General features: G+C 70.5%; 12 protein-coding genes and 1 pseudogene. 5 read left to right on the top strand and 8 right to left on the bottom strand.

The features are described 5' to 3' along the window. The first annotated feature begins 35 nt into the window (after positions 1 to 35). Genes aspT (HNR30_RS11670) through aspT (HNR30_RS11660) form a run of 3 tightly spaced genes read left to right on the top strand, consistent with a single transcriptional unit; the run spans position 36 to position 5,035 of the window. Positions 36 to 1,733, top strand: a complete 1,698-nt coding sequence (aspT, locus tag HNR30_RS11670; protein ID WP_181609770.1) for an aspartate-alanine antiporter — start codon at positions 36 to 38, stop codon at positions 1,731 to 1,733. A gap of 9 nt (positions 1,734 to 1,742) precedes the next feature. Next, positions 1,743 to 3,350: a bifunctional aspartate transaminase/aspartate 4-decarboxylase gene (locus tag HNR30_RS11665; RefSeq protein ID WP_181609769.1), complete on the top strand. Its 1,608-nt coding sequence runs from the start codon at positions 1,743 to 1,745 to the stop codon at positions 3,348 to 3,350. Then, positions 3,347 to 5,035, top strand: a complete 1,689-nt coding sequence (gene aspT, locus HNR30_RS11660; RefSeq protein ID WP_181609768.1) for an aspartate-alanine antiporter — start codon at positions 3,347 to 3,349, stop codon at positions 5,033 to 5,035. The genes HNR30_RS11665 and aspT (HNR30_RS11660) overlap by 4 nt, the downstream gene beginning before the upstream one ends. Here aspT (HNR30_RS11660) and HNR30_RS11655 read toward each other — a convergent pair whose 3' ends face one another. Continuing rightward, the gene (locus HNR30_RS11655) at positions 5,036 to 6,502 is read right to left on the bottom strand and encodes an FAD-dependent monooxygenase (protein ID WP_181609767.1); all 1,467 of its coding nucleotides are present in this window, start codon (positions 6,500 to 6,502) and stop codon (positions 5,036 to 5,038) included. Between the two features lie 119 nt (positions 6,503 to 6,621). Here HNR30_RS11655 and HNR30_RS11650 point away from each other — a divergent pair. Then, a pseudogene (locus tag HNR30_RS11650) lies at positions 6,622 to 7,835 on the top strand (RNA-guided endonuclease InsQ/TnpB family protein). Positions 7,836 to 7,848: 13 nt separating this feature from the next. On the opposite strand, the gene HNR30_RS11645 reads toward HNR30_RS11650, so the two are convergent. After that, a complete protein-coding gene (locus HNR30_RS11645) occupies positions 7,849 to 8,805 on the bottom strand; it encodes an MBL fold metallo-hydrolase (protein ID WP_181609765.1) in 957 nt (318 codons plus the stop codon). Between the two features lie 31 nt (positions 8,806 to 8,836). Between HNR30_RS11645 and HNR30_RS11640 the strand changes: the two genes are divergently transcribed. After that, the gene (locus tag HNR30_RS11640) at positions 8,837 to 9,343 is read left to right on the top strand and encodes an O-acetyl-ADP-ribose deacetylase (RefSeq protein WP_181609764.1); all 507 of its coding nucleotides are present in this window, start codon (positions 8,837 to 8,839) and stop codon (positions 9,341 to 9,343) included. A gap of 92 nt (positions 9,344 to 9,435) precedes the next feature. On the opposite strand, the gene HNR30_RS11635 is transcribed toward HNR30_RS11640, so the two are convergent. From HNR30_RS11635 to HNR30_RS11610, 6 genes are read right to left on the bottom strand one after another with little or no spacing between them, the layout of a single operon-like run. Next, entirely contained in the window at positions 9,436 to 11,049 is a 1,614-nt protein-coding gene (locus HNR30_RS11635) for an AMP-binding protein (RefSeq protein WP_181609763.1), read from the bottom strand. Between the two features lie 22 nt (positions 11,050 to 11,071). Further along, positions 11,072 to 14,089, bottom strand: a complete 3,018-nt coding sequence (locus HNR30_RS11630) for a DUF5682 family protein (RefSeq protein WP_312894356.1) — start codon at positions 14,087 to 14,089, stop codon at positions 11,072 to 11,074. A 50-nt stretch (positions 14,090 to 14,139) separates the two neighbouring features. Further along, on the bottom strand, positions 14,140 to 15,240 hold the full coding sequence (locus HNR30_RS11625) for an ATP-binding protein (RefSeq protein WP_181609762.1): 1,101 nt from the start codon (positions 15,238 to 15,240) through the stop codon (positions 14,140 to 14,142). 10 nt (positions 15,241 to 15,250) lie between these two features. Further along, positions 15,251 to 16,669 (bottom strand): VWA domain-containing protein, encoded by a 1,419-nt coding sequence (locus HNR30_RS11620; protein ID WP_181609761.1) that lies wholly within the window; start codon positions 16,667 to 16,669, stop codon positions 15,251 to 15,253. Beyond that, positions 16,666 to 18,099 carry a hypothetical protein gene (locus HNR30_RS11615; RefSeq protein ID WP_181609760.1) on the bottom strand — a complete coding sequence of 478 codons (1,434 nt, stop codon included), beginning with the start codon at positions 18,097 to 18,099 and terminating at the stop codon, positions 16,666 to 16,668. Before HNR30_RS11615 ends, HNR30_RS11620 begins: the two co-directional genes overlap by 4 nt. Continuing rightward, positions 18,099 to 18,572 carry a hypothetical protein gene (locus HNR30_RS11610; protein ID WP_181609759.1) on the bottom strand — a complete coding sequence of 158 codons (474 nt, stop codon included), beginning with the start codon at positions 18,570 to 18,572 and terminating at the stop codon, positions 18,099 to 18,101. Before HNR30_RS11610 ends, HNR30_RS11615 begins: the two co-directional genes overlap by 1 nt. Positions 18,573 to 18,585: the final 13 nt, after the last annotated feature.

Genomic DNA, 18,585 nt, shown 5'->3' with positions numbered 1-18,585 from the left:
CCCCCTGCGCACCGACCGTTCCGGCAGGGGGGCACATGTGGTCGTGGTTCGTTGACGCGCTGCGGCAACACGCGGAACTCGCGATCTTTCTCACCATGGCGCTCGGCTTCTTCATCGGCCGCATCGGCGTCAAGGGCATCGTCCTGGGATCGGTGACCGGCACCCTGCTCGCAGGGGTCCTCATCGGGCAGCTGAACATCACCATCCCCGACCTGGTCAAGACGGTCGCCTTCATCGGCTTCCTGTTCGCGCTGGGATTCAAGGTCGGCCCGCAGTTCTTCGCGGGGCTCAAGAAGACCGGCATCCCGCAGGTGATCATCTCAGTCGTCGGCTGCGTGATCGGCCTCCTGGTCGCCTGGGGCATGGCGGTGCTGATGGGCTACGGGCCCGGATGGGGCGCGGGGCTGCTCGCGGGCGGGCTGACCCAGTCGGCGGTGATCGGCGTGGCGACTGACGCCATCAACGGCTCCACCACCATCCCCGCCGACATGAAGCAGACCTACGTCAACCAGATCCCGGTCGGTTACGCGGTCTGCTACCTGTTCGGCACGGCCGCGGCGGCCTACTTCCTGTCGCAGCTGGCCTGGCGCTTCCTGGGCTCCAAGAGCCTCGTCGACGACTCCAGGGCGCTGGAGAAGGAGCTCGGCACCTCCTTCGACCCCGACGACGCCCCGGCCTACCGCAGGCTTGAGCGGCGCACCTACCGCATCACCGCCGGCTCGGAGCTGGCCGGGACGGCGGTCAAGGACTTCGAGGCGCTGGCCGCCTCGCGCGGGCGGCGCATCTTCCTGCACCGCTACCGCCACGGCGACACGGTGGCCTTCACCACGCCGGACACCGTGCTGCAGGCGGGCGACGTGGTGACGGTCACCGCCAACCACGCCGACTTCATCCGGGGCGAGATGACCGCCGCGGGCACCGAGGTCGACGACCCCCAGCTGCTCGACTACGACATCGAGACGCTCGACGTGGCGATCACCCGCAAGGAGGCCGACGGGCTCACGCCGTCGCAGCTGGCCGAGCACGCCGAGGCGCGCGACCTGTTCATCACCAAGATCATGCGGGCGGGCATCGAGATGCCGCTGGGCCGCAACACCCCGATCAGGGTGGGTGACACCGTCACCGTCCAGGGGCCTCGCGAACTGGTCGAGCGAGCCGTGCCGAAGGTCGGCGAGCCGCTGCGCACCAGCGACGAGACCGACTTCTCCTTCGTCGGCCTGGGCATCTTCCTGGGCGGCCTGATCGGCATCCCGACCATCGCGATCGCGGGCGCCGACATCGGCCTGACCACCAGCGGCGGCGCGCTCATCATGGGGCTGATCTTCGGCTGGCTGCGCTCCAAGCACCCGACGTGGGGCCGCTTCCCCCCGGCCGCCGAGTGGCTGATGAACACCGGCGGGCTGTGCCTGTTCGTCGGCATCACCGGCATCACCGCCGGGCCCAACTTCATCTCCGGGCTCAAGCAGGAGGGCGTCAGCCTCCTGCTGGCCGGCCTGGTCGTCACCCTGGTGCCGATGTTCTTCACGCTCGCCCTCGGCAAGCTGATCTACAAGTGGCCCTCCCCCATCAACCTGGGCGTGACCGCGGGGACCTTCACGACCACCGCGTCGATCGGCGCCATCACGGACGCGGCCAAGAGCCAGGTCCCGGTGCTCGGCTACACGGTGCCCTACGCCATCGGCAACACACTGCTCACCATCTGGGGCACGATCATCGTCGCCCTATTGTCTTAGGGGGAACTCATGGCCGACCGCGCGACCGAGAAGAAGTGGGAAGCGCTCAGCCCGTTCGAGCTGAAGAACGAGCTCATCGACCTGGCCAAGGACAACAAGGCCGCGCACACCATGCTCAACGCCGGGCGCGGCAACCCGAACTGGATCGCCACCGAGCCACGCGAGGCGTTCTTCCTGCTCGGCTCCTTCGGCCTGGCCGAATCGCGGCGCACCTGGTCGGAGTTCGAGGGCCTGGGCGGCATGCCCGCCCAGGAGGGCATCGCCGGCCGCTTCGGCGCCTTCCTCGACGACAACCGGGACCGGCCCGGCGCCGAGTTGCTGCGCAAGTCCGTGGAGTACGGCACGAGCACCCTGGGCTTCGACGCCGACGCCTTCGTCTGGGAGCTGGCCGACGCGATCATCGGCGACCACTATCCGGAGCCCGACCGCATGCTCCACCACGCCGAGCGGATCGTCCACGCCTACCTCGTGCAGGAGATGTGCGCCGGCCAGGCGCCCGCCAAGCCGTACGACCTGTTCGCGGTCGAGGGCGGCACCGCGGCCATGTGCTACATCTTCGACACCTGCGTCATCAACGGCATCCTCCGCCCGGAGGACACCATCGCGATCATGACGCCGATCTTCACGCCGTACCTGGAGATCCCGCACCTGGAGCGCTACCAGTTCAAGACGGTCGAGATCTCCGCCACCAAGATGAACAAGGACGGCCTGCACACCTGGCAGTACGACCAGGCCGAGCTCGACAAGCTGGCCGACCCGAACGTCAAGGCGCTGTTCCTGGTCAACCCGTCGAACCCGCCCTCGGTGATGCTGGCCCAGGAGTCGCTCGACCACATCGAGAACATCATCGCCACCAGCAACCCCGACCTGACGATCATCACCGACGACGTCTACGGCACCTTCGTCAACGGCTTCCGCTCGCTGATGTCGACCGCGCCGCGCAACACCATCGGCGTCTACTCCTTCAGCAAGTACTTCGGCTGCACCGGCTGGCGCCTGGGCGTCATCGCGGTCAACCAGGACAACATCTTCGAGGGCAAGCTGGCCGGCCTGCCGCAGTCCGACAAGGACCGGCTGAGCGACCGCTACAGCACCATCAGCCTGGACCCGGCGGGCATCAAGTTCGTCGACCGGCTCGTCGCCGACTCCCGGCAGGTGGCGCTCAACCACACCGCGGGGCTGTCGCTGCCGCAGCAGGTGCAGATGTCGCTGTTCTCGCTGGCCGCGCTGCTCGACACCGACGACACCTACAAGAAGACCTGCCAGGCCGTCATCGCCCGCCGGCTCAAGGCGCTGACCGAGGGCATGGGCGTGCCGCTGCCCGACGACCCGCTGGCCGCCCGCTACTACGTCGAGCTCGACATCCTCAACTACGTCGAGAAGACGTGGGGCAAGGAGTTCGCCGGCTGGCTCGAGCAGAACTTCGAGCCGGTCGACCCGGTCTTCCGCCTGGCCGAGAAGGGCTCGGTCGTACTGCTCAACGGCGGCGGCTTCGACGGCCCCGAGTGGAGCGTCCGGGTCAGCCTGGCCAACCTCGCCCAGGACGACTACGCCCAGATCGGCACCTGGCTGCGCGAGGTCGTCGAGGGCTATAAGGCGGAATTCGACAAGTCATGACCTGGTTCAAGGATCTCCTGCAGAGCACGCCGGAGATTGCCCTCTTCATCTGCCTGGCGCTCGGGTACGCCATCGGCAAGGTCAAGGTGAAGGGGCTGTCGCTCGGCGGCATCGCGGGCACGCTGATCGTCGCGATCTTCGTCGGCATGATCGGCGGGATCACGCTCAACGACCAGGTGAAGAACATCGCCTTCGCGATGTTCATCTTCACCCTCGGCTACATGAGCGGCCCGTCGTTCTTCGCCAGCCTCAACAAGAAGAGCCTGCGCTACGGCTGGTTCACGCTGATCGAGGTCGTCGCCGTCCTGTCGATCACCGCGATCGCCATCGTCGTGCTGAACCTCGACATCGGCACCGCGGCCGGCCTGATGGCCGGCGGCGCCACCGAGTCCGCCGTGGTCGGCACCGCGACCGACGCCATCGCCAAGCTGGACCTGCCGCCCGAGCAGATCTCGGCGCTGCAGGCCAACGTCGGCACCGCCTACTCCATCTCCTACATCTGCGGCCTGATCACGATCGTGCTGCTGACCTCGCAGATCGCGCCCGCCGTCCTCCGCTTCAACCTGCGCGACGAGGCCGCCAAGCTGTGGCAGCAGCTCAGCAAGGGCCACGTCGACGAGGACGCGACCACGGCGCTGCCCAGCGTCGTGGGCCGCGCCCACGAGGTCTCCCTCGCCGCCGGGCAGACGATCTCCCAGGTGGAGAGCGCGCTCGGCGGCCGGGCCACCGTCGAGCGGGTGCGCCGCGCCGGGCAGATCGTCGACGCCACGCCGGACACGGCCCTGGCCGAGGGCGACGTCCTGGTCCTGTACGGCCTGCGCTCGGACCTGGTGCAGGCCTACGCGGTCATCGGGCCGGAAGTGGCCGACGCCTCGGGCCTGGACCTGGAGCTCGACGTCGCCGAGGTGCTGCTGACCGGCAAGGACGTCAACGGCCGCACCCTGAGCGAGGTGCGCGCCCAGGCCGCGCAGGAGCACACCGGCGTCTACCTGACCGGCCTGACCCGTATGGAGCAGGGCCTGCCGCTCCAGCCGGGCACGACCGTCAACGCGGGCGACGTGGCCCGCATCTCGGGCGCCAAGAAGGACGTCGACGCCGCCGCCGGGCGCTTCGGCGTGCGGCTGAACTCCGCGGTGAAGGCGGACTTCGTCTTCATCGCCGTCGGCGTCATCCTGGGCATGCTCATCGGCAAGATCGTCATCCCGCTCGGCGACATCCCGCTGTCGCTGGGCACCGGCGGCGGCTGCCTGCTGTCGGGTCTGCTGTTCGGCTGGATCAGGGCGAAGAACCCGAAGATCGGCCAGTACGACCCGGCGGCGGCCTCGGTCATCAAGGACCTGGGCCTGGCCACGTTCATCTGCGCGGTGGGCCTGTCGTCCGGTCCCGCCGCGGTGCAGCTGATCCAGAAGTTCGGCTTCGCGCTGCCGATCACCGGCGTCCTCATCACCCTGATCCCCGCCTGCATCTCGCTGTTCGTGGCGTTCAAGGTGATGAAGCTGCCCGCGCCGCTGGCCCTCGGGTCGGTCGCGGGCCAGCAGTGCTCCACGCCCGCGATCACCGCGGTGCAGCAGCAGGCGGGCAACACCACGCCGCTGATGGCGTACACGATCGTGTACGCGCTCTCCAACGTGGTGCTGCCGCTGCTCGGCCCGATCGTGGTGGCCATGGCCAACGCGCTGAGCTGATCAGGGCCGGCCCAGTGCGGTCCGCAGGGCCCGGGCCACCGTCTCGGCGGTGGCTCCGGGCAGGATCGCGGCGATGTGCGCGTCCGGGCGCAGCAACCACGCCTCGCCCGGCTCAGGACCCTCCACGTCGTCCAGGACCGTCACCGGCTCCCCCGCCAGGTCCGGCGGGCACCCCGGGCCGCGCAACAGCGTGAAGCCGGTGCGCGCCACCCTCCTCAGCCTCGGATCGCGCAGCGGCATCAGCACCCCGGGAGCGGGCGGCGGCATCGCGCCCTTGGGCGGCCTGCCCTCGAAGGGCCTGCTCGGCTCCGGTGTCGTCAGGGGTGAGCCGACGTACCAGTACGGCTCGGCCAGCCGTCCTGAGTCGACCTGGCCGGGGTCCTCGGCCGCCCCTTCGAGGATCCTGTGCCGCCGGGCGATCTCCTCGCCGGTGCGCGGCACCAGGAAGCGCATGGTCGCCGCGGTGACCTCCAGGTTCTCCAGGGCTGCGGCGTGCCGTTCCGCGTGGTAGCTCTCCAGCAGGCCCTCCCCTGCCAGGCCCCGCCGTACGAACGCGATCTTCCAGGCGGCGTTCTCGGCGTCGGCCACGCCGGAGTTCAGGCCGCGAGCGCCGAACGGCGCGTAGAGGTGGGCCGCGTCGCCCGCCAGCAGCACCCGTCCGGCGCGCAGCCGGTCGGCCACGCGGGAGTGGAAACGGTAGACCGAATGCCAGAGCAGCTCGTACGGCACGGCGCCGACGATCTGGCGGATCCGGGCGTCGAGGTCGTCGGCGGCGGGGTCGTAGCCGGGCGGGACCTGCCAGTCGATCCTGAACGTGCCGCCGGGGCAGGGATGGATGAGCACCTGGCGGCCGGGGTTCCAGGGCGGGTCGAAGTAGAAGCGCCGCTCGCTCGCCCATCCGGGCAGGTCGGCGCGGATGTCGCAGATCAGGAACTCGTCGTCGTAGGCCTCGCCGGGGAAGGCGACGCCGAGGCCGCGCCGCAGCCCGTCGGCCCGGCCGCCCGCGCACAGGACGACGTGGCCGGCCCTGACCGTGCCGCCCGCCCGGGTCGTGACGGTCACGCCGTCGGCGTCCTGCTCCAGGGCGACGACCTCGTGCCCCCACCGGACCTGTATCGCGGGATTTTTCGCGATCTGCTCGTCGAGCAGCTCTTCCGTCCGCGTCTGCGAGAGGTTGACGAACGGCGGCAGGTGGCCCTCGTCGACGAAACTCCAGGAGAACAGCTCGCGGTCGCGGTGGTAGGTGCGCGCCGTGGTCCAGGTCAGCCCCTCGCGCGCGATCGCCTCGCAGCCCACCGTCGCCCAGATGTCGAGCACGTCGCGCTGCTGGCAGATCGACTTGGAGCCGACCGCCTCACGCGCCCGGCGGCGCTCCAGCACCACGACCGGCAGTCCCCAGCGGGCCAGCAGCAGCGCGGCCGTCTGACCCACCGGTCCCGCCCCGACGACCACCACCGGCTCGCTCATCAGAAACCTCCGTGGAAACCCCCGCCTTCAGGCGGGGGTGAAAACCGGACCCCTGCGGAGCAGGGCGTATATAGAACACGCACACGATTCTTAGCTGATCGTGCGGTAGATTGTGAGGGGTGGCGCGGACCGTGAAGCGGGCCTACAAGTACCGCTTCAACCCGACCCCCGAGCAAGCTTCCGAGCTCGCCCGTACGTTCGGCTGCGTCCGTCTCGTCTACAACAAGGCCCTCGAAGAACGCAGCCGCGCCTACACCATCGAAGGGCGCAGGATCTCCTACGTGGAATCGTCGGCCGCCCTCACGCAGCGGAAGCGCAGCGGCGACTACAACTTCCTGTCCGAGGTGTCGTCCGTCCCCCTTCAGCAGGCACTTCGCCACCTTCAGGCAGCGTTCGCGAACTTCTTCGCCAAGCGAGCCAAGTACCCTGTCATCAAGTCGCGTAAGAGGTCGCGACTGTCGGCGGAATACACCCGCTCGGCGTTCCGCTGGCGAGAGGGCGCGCTGACGCTGGCGAAGATGGACAGTCCGCTCGCGGTTGTGTGGTCGCGTCCGCTGCCGCCAGGGGCGGAGCCGTCCACGGTGACCGTGTCGAAGGACACGGCCGGGCGCTGGTTCGTCTCGATCCTGGTCGAGGAGAAGATCAGCCCGCTTCCGCCCGTGGCGTCGAATGTGGGGATCGACGCCGGGATCACGGCGCTGGCCGCACTCTCCACAGGAGAGAAGATCGTCAACCCGCGCCACGAGCGCCGCGACCGGCGCAAACTCGCCAAGGCGCAGCGGGCCCTGGCCCGTAAAGAGAAGGGCAGTGCGAACCGGGCCAAGGCGAGACTGCGGGTCGCCAAGGTGTACGCCCGCATCACCGACCGCAGGAGGGACCACCTGCACAAGGTCACGACACGGCTTGTTCGCGAGAACCAAGTGATCGCCGTCGAGGACCTGACCGTCCGCAACATGGTCAAGAACCACTGCCTGGCCCGCGCCATCTCGGATGCGTCCTGGCGGGAACTGCGCTCCATGCTGGAGTACAAGGCGGCCTGGTACGGGCGGAGTTTCGTCGCGGTTGACCGCTGGTTGCCCTCCTCCAAGCTGTGCTCGGCATGCGGAGCCTTGCAAGAGAAGATGCCGTTGCACCTGCGGGAGTGGGTGTGCGCCTGCGGCGCATCCCATGATCGGGACGTGAACGCGGCCAAGAACGTGCTCGCCGCAGGGCTTGCGGAGAGCTGAAACGCCTGTGGAGCTGGCGTAAGACCTCAACGAGAGTCCTCTCGGGCGGGCAACCGGCGCTGAAGCAGGAACCCTCACGGGCGACCGTGGGACTCCCCCTCCTTTAGGAGGGGGAGCCTGTCAAGACTGGAGTTGTTCCCACACTTCGCGATCACGTTGCGCCGTCCAGATGCGCGGCCGCTCGACGCCCTGCAGCTCGTCCCACAGGCGGGACACGTCGAACGGCAGGCAGTGCTCGAAGATCGGCCACCGGCCGTAGCGGGGCTCCAGCAGGGTGTGCACACGCTCGAAGGCCTGCTTGAGCGTGCCACCTGCGCGCTGCACCGCCCCCACCTCGGTGATCATGACGTGCAGGAAGTCGCGGGTCTGGGCGATGGCCGCCTCGACCGCCCCGGCGCCGCGGGCGACCGCGCCACGGCCGCCGACCAGCGTCTCGGCTCCCAGCTCCGCCACCCGGTCCAGCGTCGCTCCCGCCCAGTCGCGGTGGAAGGCGTCGCCGGTGTAGAGCGCCGCCTGCGACTCGACCAGGTCACCGGCGAAGAGGATCTTCTCGCGCGGCAGCCACGCGACCAGGTCGCCCTCGGTGTGGCCGCGCCCGCAGTGGCGCAGCACGAGGGGACCGCGCTCACCCAGGTCGATCGTCAGGCTGTCGCTGAAGGTCAGTGTGGGCCACGTCAGGCCGGGGATGGACTCCGGTTCCTTGAACAGGCGCGGCATCCTGCCGTACTCCGACTCCCAGTCCTGCTGCCCGCGCTCGGCGATCAGCGCGCGGGTCTGGTCGTGGGCGACGATCACGTCGGCGCCGAACGCGCTCGCGCCCAGCACCCGCACCGCGTGGTAGTGCGACAGCACCAGGTAGCGCACCGGTTTGCCCGTGTGCCGCCGCAGCACCGCCAGCCAGTCGCGGGCCGCGGCCGGGGTCGCCAGCGCCTCGAAGCAGACCAGGAAGTCGTCGCCCTCGATGGCGCCCACGTTCGGGTCGCCCTCGGCGGTGAGCGCGTAGACGCCGTCCGCCAGGATCTCCAGGGTCTGCTGCTTGGCCTCGAGATCTGCGGATGAGGCGAACGCCTTGACCATGCTCCCAGCGTAACCCTGGGACACTGGTTTCATGGACCTCACGCTCGTCCTGGGCGACATCACCGAACAGGACTCGGACGCGATCGTCAACGCGGCCAACTCCTCCCTCATGGGCGGCGGCGGGGTCGACGGCGCCATCCACCGCAAGGGCGGGCCCGCCATCCTGGAGGAGTGCCGTGCGCTGCGCGCCTCCCGCTACGGGAGCGGGCTCCCGACCGGGCAGGCGGTCGCCACCACGGCCGGCGCGCTGGCCGCCCGATGGGTGATCCACACGGTCGGGCCCGTGCACTCGGCGGGCGAGGACCGGTCGGCGCTGCTGGCCTCGTGTCATACGGAGGCGCTGCGGGTCGCCGACTCGCTGGGCGCCGCCCGCGTGGCGTTTCCCGCGATCTCCACGGGGATCTTCGGCTGGCCCGTGGACGACGCGGCCCGCATCGCCGTGCGGGCCGTACGGTCGGCGTCCACGCGGGTCGCGGAGGTGCGGTTCGTGCTGTTCTCGCCGGAGGCGTACGCGGCCTTCGCTCGCGCGGTCGGGTGAGCGAAGGGGGCGGGCGGGTGTGGTGCCTGTGCGGTCGGGTGAGCGAAGGGGGCGGGCGGGTGTGTGCCTGCGCGGTCGGGTGAGCTTCGGGGTCAGGCGGTCGTGGTGCCCGCGGCGTCGCCCAGGTCGAGGAGGCCGATGGCCTGCTCGCGCATCTCGACCTTGCGGATCTTGCCGGTCACCGTCATCGGGAAACCGTCAACCACATGCACGTAACGCGGGATCTTGTAGTGGGCGAGCTTGCCGGAACAGAACGCCCGGACCGCCTCCGCCGTCAACGGCTCGGCACCCTCACGCAGGACCACCCACGCCATCAGCTCCTCGCCGTACCTGGCGTCCGGCACCCCGATCACCTGCACGTCGGCCACGTCCGGATGGCGGTAGAGGAACTCCTCGATCTCACGCGGATAGACGTTCTCCCCGCCCCGGATCACCATGTCCTTGATGCGGCCCACCACGTTGACGTAGCCGTCGGCGTCCATCGTGGCCAGGTCACCGGTGTGCATCCAGCGGGCCGCGTCGATCGCCTCCGCGCTCTTGTCCGGCTCGTTCCAGTAGCCGAGCATCACCGAGTAGCCGCGCGTGCACAACTCGCCCGGCTCGCCGCGCGGCACGGTCAGCCCGGTCTCCGGGTGCACGATCTTGACCTCGACGTGCGGCATCACCCGGCCGACCGTCTCGGTGCGCCGCTCCAGAGTGTCGTCGCGCCGGGTCATCGTCGACACCGGTGAGGTCTCGGTCATGCCGTAGCAGATCGCCACCTGCGCCATGTTCATCTCGGTGACCACCCGCTTCATCACCTCCACCGGGCAGGGCGAGCCGGCCATGATGCCGGTGCGCAGCGACGACAAGTCGTATTGCGCGGCCAGGGCCAGTTCGGCGATGAACATGGTCGGCACGCCGTACAGGGAGGTGCACCGCTCCTGCTGGACGGCCCGCAGGGTGGCTTCAGGGTCGAAGCCGGGCGCGGGGATGACGATACAGGCGCCGTGCGAGGTGGCGCCCAGGTTGCCCATGACCATGCCGAAGCAGTGGTAGAAGGGCACCGGCAGGCAGACCCGGTCGTGTTCGGTGTAGCCGAGGCCCTCGCCGACGAAGTAGCCGTTGTTGAGGATGTTGTGGTGGGACAGGGTGGCGCCTTTGGGGAAGCCGGTCGTGCCCGAGGTGTACTGGATGTTGATCGGGTCGTCGGTGCTGAGCGAGGCCATGCGCTCGCGCAGATCCGCCTGGTCGGCCTGGCGGGCGCGCAGGTCGTCCCAGCTCGGGTGGTTCAGGTAGACGACCTCGGCAAAGCCGATCTCCTCCACCATCGCCCGGTAATCACTGGACTTGTGTTCCAGGGCGCTGATGAGCAGGCGCAGCCCCGACTGCTTGACGACGTAGTCGAGCTCGTGGCTGCGGTAGGCCGGGTTGACGTTGACCAGGATCGCGCCGATCTTGGCGGTGGCGTACTGGACGATCACCCACTCGGCGCAGTTCGGCGCCCAGATGCCCACCCTGTCACCCTTGGCGATACCCACGGCCAGCAACGACCTGGCCAGAGCGTCGACGTCGGCGTTGAGCCGGGTGTAACTCCAGCGCCTGCCGGTGGGCACGTCCACCAGGGCCTCACGATCGGGGAAGCGGGCCGTCGTCCGCTCGAGGTTGTCGCCGATCGTCTCGCCGAGGAGGGGTGCGTGCGCGGTGGCGCTGGAGTAGGACACCATGCGGATCAGTCTGCCATCGTGCTCACGCCCCGACGAGGTCCGCGACGGCTTCGGCGGTGCGCGGATGCTCGGCCACCAGCGCCGCCGCCGCACCGGAGCCGGGCGAACCGCCGGCACCTGCACCCCCGGCGCTCTCCGCATTCACCGCGCCGATCGTGAGCCCGGTCCCATCGCCGCCGCCTCCGGGCCCGCGCAGGCCCTGCTCCCAGCCGGAGGCGGGCGCCTCCGCGCCGAGCAGGGCCGCGACCGCGTCGGCGGTCGCGGGGTGTGCGGCCAGCAGGCCGTTGACCGGACCTGGCACCGGCACCGCCATGCCCACGCCTGCCATCGCCCCGTCCGCGGCTGCCATGGCGCCGCCCACGCCTGCCATCGCGCCGGCTGGACCGCCCACCCCATGCGCGCCGGCCGAACCGGCCCCGCCTTGCCCCGAGGCGCCGACGAGGGCCCCGGGCCCAGCGCCAAGCCCAGCCCCAGACCCAGCCCCGGCGCCAGGCCCGGTGCCCTGGCCGTGCCACGGTGGTGTCCATTGGTCGAGGGTCGCCAGCCGTCCCGGGAAGACGCGCCCCGCCTCCCTGATCAGCACCGGCAACAGCTCCCCCGCCTGATCACGCAACGTCGTGATCAGCTTCGGCAGCCACGGCAGCAGCACGTCGTCCGGCAACCGGGCGAAGGCCTTGGAGATCACCTCCACCACGAACGGCCCCAGCGACGGCACCGGATCCAGCGCCTGAACGAACCCGCTCAGATACTGCGGGAACGTCGGCACCACCAGCGGGTGGGCGAGCAGCTCGTCGCACCGCCGCCGCAGCTCCTGCCGGTCGAGGATGCCCAGCTGCGTCTGCGCCGCCCACAGCAGCGCCACCTTCGCGGGGCTCTCCGGATGCGACTGCTTGACGGCCAGCTCCAGCTGCGCCCGGTCGCAGCCCAGCGACAGCGCCAGGTTCTCCATGGTGAACAGGAACCCGAGCATCGCCGCCACCTGCCGCAGCCCGGTGTCGTCGGCCACGAAGGCGGTGGGCAGCAGCGTGCAGTAGTGGGCGTACCCGGCGGTCACGAAGCGCTCGCACCACTCGGGCAACGCCGGCTCGTTCGAGCGGTAGAAGGCCAGCAACCTGCGGATGCGCCGCAGCACGTCGGGCGCCTCGTCGACCGTACGCTCGGCCGCCAGCAGCTCCACAGCCCGCGCGCCGAGCTCCTGCGCCAGCCGTCCGCCGCCGAGGAAGAGGATCGCGTCCTCCACCGCCTCCAGCGCCCGCGCCGCGGTGGCGTCAGGAGCCGAGACGGACTTGCGCAGCCGCTGCTCCAGCACCTGCTCCACGGTGACGGCCTCGTAGCCGAGCTCGATGATCTCGCGCTGGTGGCGTCCGAGTGCCAGGTCCCAGCTCTCCTGGTGGGAGCGCTCGCCGAGCCTGCGCGACCCCATGATGGGCCTGGCCGCGTCGGCCGGCAGCAGGCGGCGCAGCAGCCACAGCAAGTGCGAGACGGGCACCAGCTGCGGGTCGGCGTTCAGGTCGAGCAGGGCGCGGTGGATGGTGCGCTTGCTCAGGTCGAGGCCGAGAGGCTCCAGCCGGTCGAACACGTCCTGGGCCAGGGGCGGCAGCGAGTGGTAGCCGACCTGGCCGAAACGGTCGCCGCCCAGGAGGATCTCGCACAACCGGCGCACGTCGCGCCGTCCCGGCACGACGTCCTTCTCGATGCAGGTGACGGCGGCGTCCTGGAAGTCGTACGGCGTGGGCCGGACACGGTTGCGCATGCCTGCCAGGAGGATGGAGGTCTCGTAGACGGCGATGGCGTCGGCGGTGCTGGCCAGGTAGCCGTTGCGCCGCGCGAGCCGTACGAGGTCGACGCACCAGCCGAGCAGCTCGGCCTCGTCGAGCTCGTCGAGCGCGGGCGGGCTGGCGAGGAACCCGGTGAGCATGTCAGCGTTCGCCGGGCCTCCGGTGGCCGCGGCCTTCGCCGCCTTGATCTTCGCGGGGGCCGCCGGGGTGGCGGCGGGAGGCTTGGTGGACAGGCGGTACGGCTTGACGCCGCCTCGCCTGAGCGCCTTCGCCCACGTCGCCGCCGCGATCGACACCGAACCGCCGGCGAGCCCGAACTGCCGCTCGATCGCCGAATGGCTCGACGGGATGAGGCCGTACAACCACCGCGTGGCCGTACGGCCGGTGATCTCGTACGGCTCGTCCATCACGGGGCTGGCCGCGTGGAAGGCGCCGCACACGTACAGGCAGTCGGCCGGGTCGGTGCCGGTGTCGCGCAGGTGCTCGCGCATGCGGGTCCACATGTACCGCTCGCGGTCCTCGTCGTCCGTCGGCGGCCCGCCGGGGCCGCGCAGGCGGCGGAAGAGGCTGCCGATGAGCACCATCACCTGGCGGTAGGTGTCGTAGTCGGCGCCGGACAGGGGCTGCTCGACGTACTGGTCCCACCATTCCGACCAGTGGCGCACCTTGCCGTGGTGCAGCAGGTGCTCCTCCAGTTCGGCGAAGCGCGGGCGCAGGTCGCCGATCTCGATGCCGACGTCCGTCTGGCCGGACCGGGCGTCCGCCCTGGCCTGCTCCCACTGGAAGACGTGGTCGCTCGACCGGTCGACCAGGACGAGCTCCACGCCGGGCGTGTCGAGCGCGTAGGAGATCGCCTGGTATTCGGCCGACGCCTCGGTGATGGGCGCGATGACGCTCAGCGGCCCCGAGCCGGGCGGGAAGCCGTCGAGCTGGGTGGCGAAGGCCTGCAGCGCCACCGGGAGCTTGCAGTTGCGCAGCTCCTCCAGCACCGGGCGCAGGTCTTCGCACAGTTCGAGGTAGATGACCTTCGGCTGCTTGGCGCGCAGGCGCCTGGCCATCGCCAGCGCCGAGGCGGGCGAATGGTGGCAGACGGGGAAGATCTCCAGCTCCACGGCCATGGCACGTTCGACGTCGTCGACGAGCTTGGGCAGCAGACCGCCGGAGGCGAACGCGGCGGCGGCGCCGGCCAGCTGGTCGCGCAGGGGCGTGAAGGTCCCGCCGGGCGTGGCTTCACCGGCGTGCTCGGCCGGGTGGGGTGGCACCGGGTGATCCCCTTCTTGTCGCGGGCGGTGGGGGGCGGGCAGGGGTACGGTCATGACAGGGTGGAGATCGCCTGACGTCCGCCGTCGAGGAAGTCGCCCCAGTCCCCGCCCTCGCGCCCCCTGGGCTCGACCACGCCGTGCCAGTACTTGTTGAGGATCGCCAGGTCCTCGGGGCTGCGCCGGGCGAGGGAGCCGACGAGGGATCCGGCCAGCGTCTGGGCCCGCAGGGTGCGGTCGCCGAAGAAGTGGCTGTGCAGGATGGCGTCCTCCAGGACGCCGATCTGCTCGGCCGTCGACAGCGCCGACTCGAGGCGGTCGTCGTCGCCGGCGGCCGCGTCGGAGGCGGCGCGCAGGTCGGCGAAGCTCTGCAGCAGGATGTCGAGCAGCGTCGGCGGCAGCTCCAGCTCGATCTGGTGGCGGCGCAGCAGCTCGGCGGTGCGGAAGCGGACGATCTCCGCCTCGCTCTTCTTGTTGGTGACCACCGGGATGCGCACGAAGTTGAAGCGCCGCTTGAGGGCCGACGACAGGTCGTTGACGCCGCGGTCGCGGCTGTTGGCGGTGGCGATGATGGAGAAGCCGGGCTGGGCGAAGACGATGTTGTCGTCGTCGAGCTCCGGGATGGAGACGTACTTCTCCGACAGGATCGAGATGAGGGCGTCCTGCACGTCGCTGGTGGAGCGGGTGAGCTCCTCGAAACGGCCGATCATGCCCTGCTCCATGGCGGTCATGATGGGCGAGGGGATCATCGACTGGCGCGACTGGCCCTTGGCGATGACCATGGAGACGTTCCAGCTGTACTTGATGTGGTCCTCGGTCGTGCCCGCCGTGCCCTGGACGACCAGGGTGGAGTTGCGGCAGATGGCGGCGGCCAGGAGTTCGGCCAGCCAGCTCTTGCCGGTGCCGGGGTCGCCGATGAGCAGCAGGCCGCGGTCGGAGGCGAGGGTGACGATGCTGCGCTCGACGAAGCTGCGGTCGCCGAACCACTTCTGCGCGATCTCGCGGTCGAGGCCGTCGGAGCGCTCGGAGCCGAGGACGAAGATGCGCACCATGCGGGGGCTGAGGCGCCAGGTGAAGGGCTTGGGACCGGTGTCGATCGACTCGAGGTAGTCGAGCTCGTCGGCGTACTTGGTCTCTGCGGGGGCGCGAAGCACTCGATGTCTCCTAGGTGTTCAGGAAGTTCTTGAGCTCGACGACGAGCTTCGTGATTTTTCCGGAAATGACGGGGGTGCCGAGGTCCTTCAGCTTCTGCCGGAACCACGGGTCGACACTGGCCGCGCCGGAACTGCTGACCGATCCGACGGGGATGAGCTTCACCCCGGACCGGTGGATCGCCTCGAAATCGGTCATCAGCTGCCGGTTGTCGTAGAAGTCGGAGATCCACACCATCACGGTGTTGCGCGGATCGGCGATCTTCGGCCTGGCCAGCGCCATGGCGACCGTGCCGTCGGTGCCGCCGCCGAGCGTGGTGCGCAGCAGCACCTCGAAGGGGTCGTGCACCCAGGGCGTCAGGTCGAGGGCACGCGTGTCGTAGGCGACCAGGTGCACGTCGACCTTGGGCAGGCCGGTGAAGATCGAGGCCAGGATGGTGCAGTTGACCATCGCGTCGACCATCGAACCCGACTGGTCGACCACGACGATCATCCGGGCGGGGGTCGTGCGTTTGGCGGTGTGACGGTAGAAGAGGCGGTCGACGTAGAGGCGTTCGTCCTCGGGTGACCAGTTGGTGAGGTTCTTCCAGATCGTGCGCTCGAGGTCGAGGTTGCGGAAGACCCGCTTGGGCGGCACCGATCGGTCGATCTTGCCGGTGCTGGTCTGCTGGACCTGCGTGCGCAGGACCTGGGCGACCTCTTCGACGAAGCGCCTGATCAGGGCCTTGGCGTTGGCCAGAGCGACGCCGGACAGGTTGTGCTTGTCGCGCAGGAGCTGCTCGACGAGCGACATGCTCGGCGTGAGCTGGGCGGCCAGGTGGGGATCGGCGAGGACCTCGCGCAGCTTCATGCGCTTGACCATGTCGGCCTCGATGGCGGCGAGCTGGGCCTCGAGCTCGTCGGCGCCGAGGGCGCGCCCGCCACGGCTGCTCGTGCCACGGCCGCCGCCTCCGCGTCCGGGCGAGACGGGACCACCATCCTGCCCGTCGGAGCCGTTCGAGCCGTCGCCCTGGCCGTCGGCGCCGCCGGAACCCCGGCCGCCGCCCAGGACGCGGCCGAGGCAGCGGGCGTCGCTCTGCCATCCGGCCAGCTGCGCCGCCGTGACGGGCCCGTTGCCGGTGGCGAAGACGTTCAGCAGCAGCTTGGACACCAGCGCCGCCGTGCGCACGCTGTCGAGCTCGCCGAGCCGCTCCAGCTGCTCCCCCACCTCGGGGAAACGCTGCACGACGGTGTCGACGGTGACCGTACGGTCGAGCAGGGCGCGGGGCAGGCCGAGGTCGTCGACGACGGCGGCGCTCGCCGTCTCGAGCGTGGGCTGCTCCTCGGAGTCGAACACCTGGGCCAGCAGCCGCCAGTACAGGACCTGGCGGCGGTTCTGATCGGATACGGAAAGCTCCTGGGCGGCCGTACCGCCCGATGCGATGTCGGTCATTTGCGCAGCAACCGCCCCGCTCGTTCCTTCAGTACGGCGACCGCGTCACCGTGCCTCGCCTCCGCCTTGGCCAGCTTGGGATCGGTGATGCCCTCGGCCCAGTCGCCGGAGTGCGCCTCGACGGGCTTGCGCTTGACGGTCGCCTGCACCGCCAGGGGCTGCAGGCGCCACCGGCCGCCGTCCCATCGCAGCAGGCCCAGGCATGCCGTGGAGGCGGCCACCAGGTCGGGGGTGAGCGGCCCGCATCCGGACAGGCGCTCCACGACGAGGGTGTGGCCGTCGAGCTCGACCGTCGTGCCGTCGGAGCTGTAGCCCTCGATCAGCACGGGTTCGGCCAGTCGCACGGGGTGGCGCTCCAGCGGCGGGACGGCGGGCGCCACGCCTGTGGCGAGCTGGACGCGGGCGACGGTGAAGGGGTTGGCGAGCTCTCCGCCTCTGGCCTGGTCGTCGTTCCAGAGCAGGTCGCCGCTGGGCAGCAGCGTCATGCCGGTGATGTCGAGCGTCAGGCGCTTGGCCAGGGCCGACAGGAGCACGGGGTAGGCGGAGAACAGGCGCCACACGGCGGCGCCGACGATGGTGTCGACCTTGGCGGCGGCCAGGCTCGTGCGCACCAGGCGGGTCTCGCCGGAGGTTTCGAGCAGGCCGTGGGCCTGGATCTGGACGGCGGTGCCGTGTTCGTGGACGTCGACGCCGAGGAGCAGGAGCCTGCCGGAGACCGGCTCGCCCGCCTGGGCAGGCTGGGGTTCGGTGAGGAGCATCGCGCGGCTCCACAGGTCGGCCCAGCGCCTGACCGGGAGGTGCTCCATGGTGGCCACGGGCGAGGAGGCGCGCAGTTCGGCGGCCAGGCCGTCGACCAGGACGGCGAGGCGGCGCAGGGACGGGACGGCCAGCAGGGCCTCGATGGTGGGGTCGGCCGCGGCGACCAGGTCGTGGCCGACGCCGCGCCAGCCGGTGATCGCCAGCTCGCCGAGCCACGAACGGCACCCGGCAAGCAGGTTCACAGGCGACGGCGCGGAAGGGGACGACGCAGAAGGCAACGGCACAGAAGGGGACGACCCGGACGGCGACGGCGCGGAAGGCGGCGTCTCGCCGGTCGGGGTCCAGGGGGCGCGGGTGCGGCCCAGCGCCGTGTCGAAGCCGTCGAGCAGCGCGTCGTGCACGGCGCCCAGCACCGCGGCGCGGGCCCCCGCCAGCGCGAGCAGCCGCGAGTCGGACGCGGCCCCGGCCGCGAGCTTGTCGGCCGCCTCGGCGGCGACCGCGCCCAGCGGGGTGGCCGCCACGGCGCCGGCCAGCGCGCCCAGCGCCGCCGCGTGCTCAGGCGACAACCGCCCGAGCCCGTGTTCGAGGGCCGCGTCGAACCCGTCGACCAGCGCGAGCGCCTCGTCGGCGCCGGTGGGGGAGGTGAGGGCGGACAGGTGGACGGCGAGCATCAGCGCACCGCCCCGGGGAACCAGTGGAGCTCGGCCACCGGCTCGGCGGTGGCAGGCAGCTCCAGGTAGGCCAGGTGCCGCAGGAAGCGGCTGAACACCATGGCCGACGAGCCCGGCGCGTGGGATCCGTTGAGCCGCCCGAGCAGCTCGCCGACCTCGGAGGCCTCCACGCGGAGGTAGTGGGCGACCCGCTCCAGGCCGTATTGCACCACGGCCTCCTCGACCAGCAGGTCGAGGTGCTTGCACAGGCGTCCGTAGAGCCCGCCGCAGGGCCGGTTGTTGTTGGTGCTGCAATTGAAGTCGTGTGAGCCCGCCGCGATCCACGACACGTAGACCCGCGCCAGGTCGGACCCGCTCGACACCACCCCCTGTAAACGCCCTTCGGCCAGTTCCACGAACGGCACCTTCGCCAGCTTCCGTGGCTGGACGGGCACCAGGACCCGTGCCGCGCTCAGCTGTTCGACCGACTCCACGCCTGCCGACCTC

This window comes from Nonomuraea soli, assembly GCF_013761175.1.
Taxonomy (GTDB): domain Bacteria; phylum Actinomycetota; class Actinomycetes; order Streptosporangiales; family Streptosporangiaceae; genus Nonomuraea; species Nonomuraea soli.
This window is presented reverse-complemented; position numbering and strand designations above follow the sequence as displayed.

Coding starts and splice junctions, on each gene's coding strand:
- HNR30_RS11615 (WP_181609760.1), bottom strand. CDS start 18,099: ATGCTCGCCGTCCACCTGTCCGCCCTCACCTCCCCCACCGGCGCCGAC.
- HNR30_RS11640 (WP_181609764.1), top strand. CDS start 8,837: ATGGACCTCACGCTCGTCCTGGGCGACATCACCGAACAGGACTCGGAC.
- HNR30_RS11645 (WP_181609765.1), bottom strand. CDS start 8,805: ATGGTCAAGGCGTTCGCCTCATCCGCAGATCTCGAGGCCAAGCAGCAG.
- aspT (WP_181609768.1), top strand. CDS start 3,347: ATGACCTGGTTCAAGGATCTCCTGCAGAGCACGCCGGAGATTGCCCTC.
- HNR30_RS11655 (WP_181609767.1), bottom strand. CDS start 6,502: ATGAGCGAGCCGGTGGTGGTCGTCGGGGCGGGACCGGTGGGTCAGACG.
- HNR30_RS11665 (WP_181609769.1), top strand. CDS start 1,743: ATGGCCGACCGCGCGACCGAGAAGAAGTGGGAAGCGCTCAGCCCGTTC.
- aspT (WP_181609770.1), top strand. CDS start 36: ATGTGGTCGTGGTTCGTTGACGCGCTGCGGCAACACGCGGAACTCGCG.
- HNR30_RS11635 (WP_181609763.1), bottom strand. CDS start 11,049: ATGGTGTCCTACTCCAGCGCCACCGCGCACGCACCCCTCCTCGGCGAG.
- HNR30_RS11620 (WP_181609761.1), bottom strand. CDS start 16,669: ATGACCGACATCGCATCGGGCGGTACGGCCGCCCAGGAGCTTTCCGTA.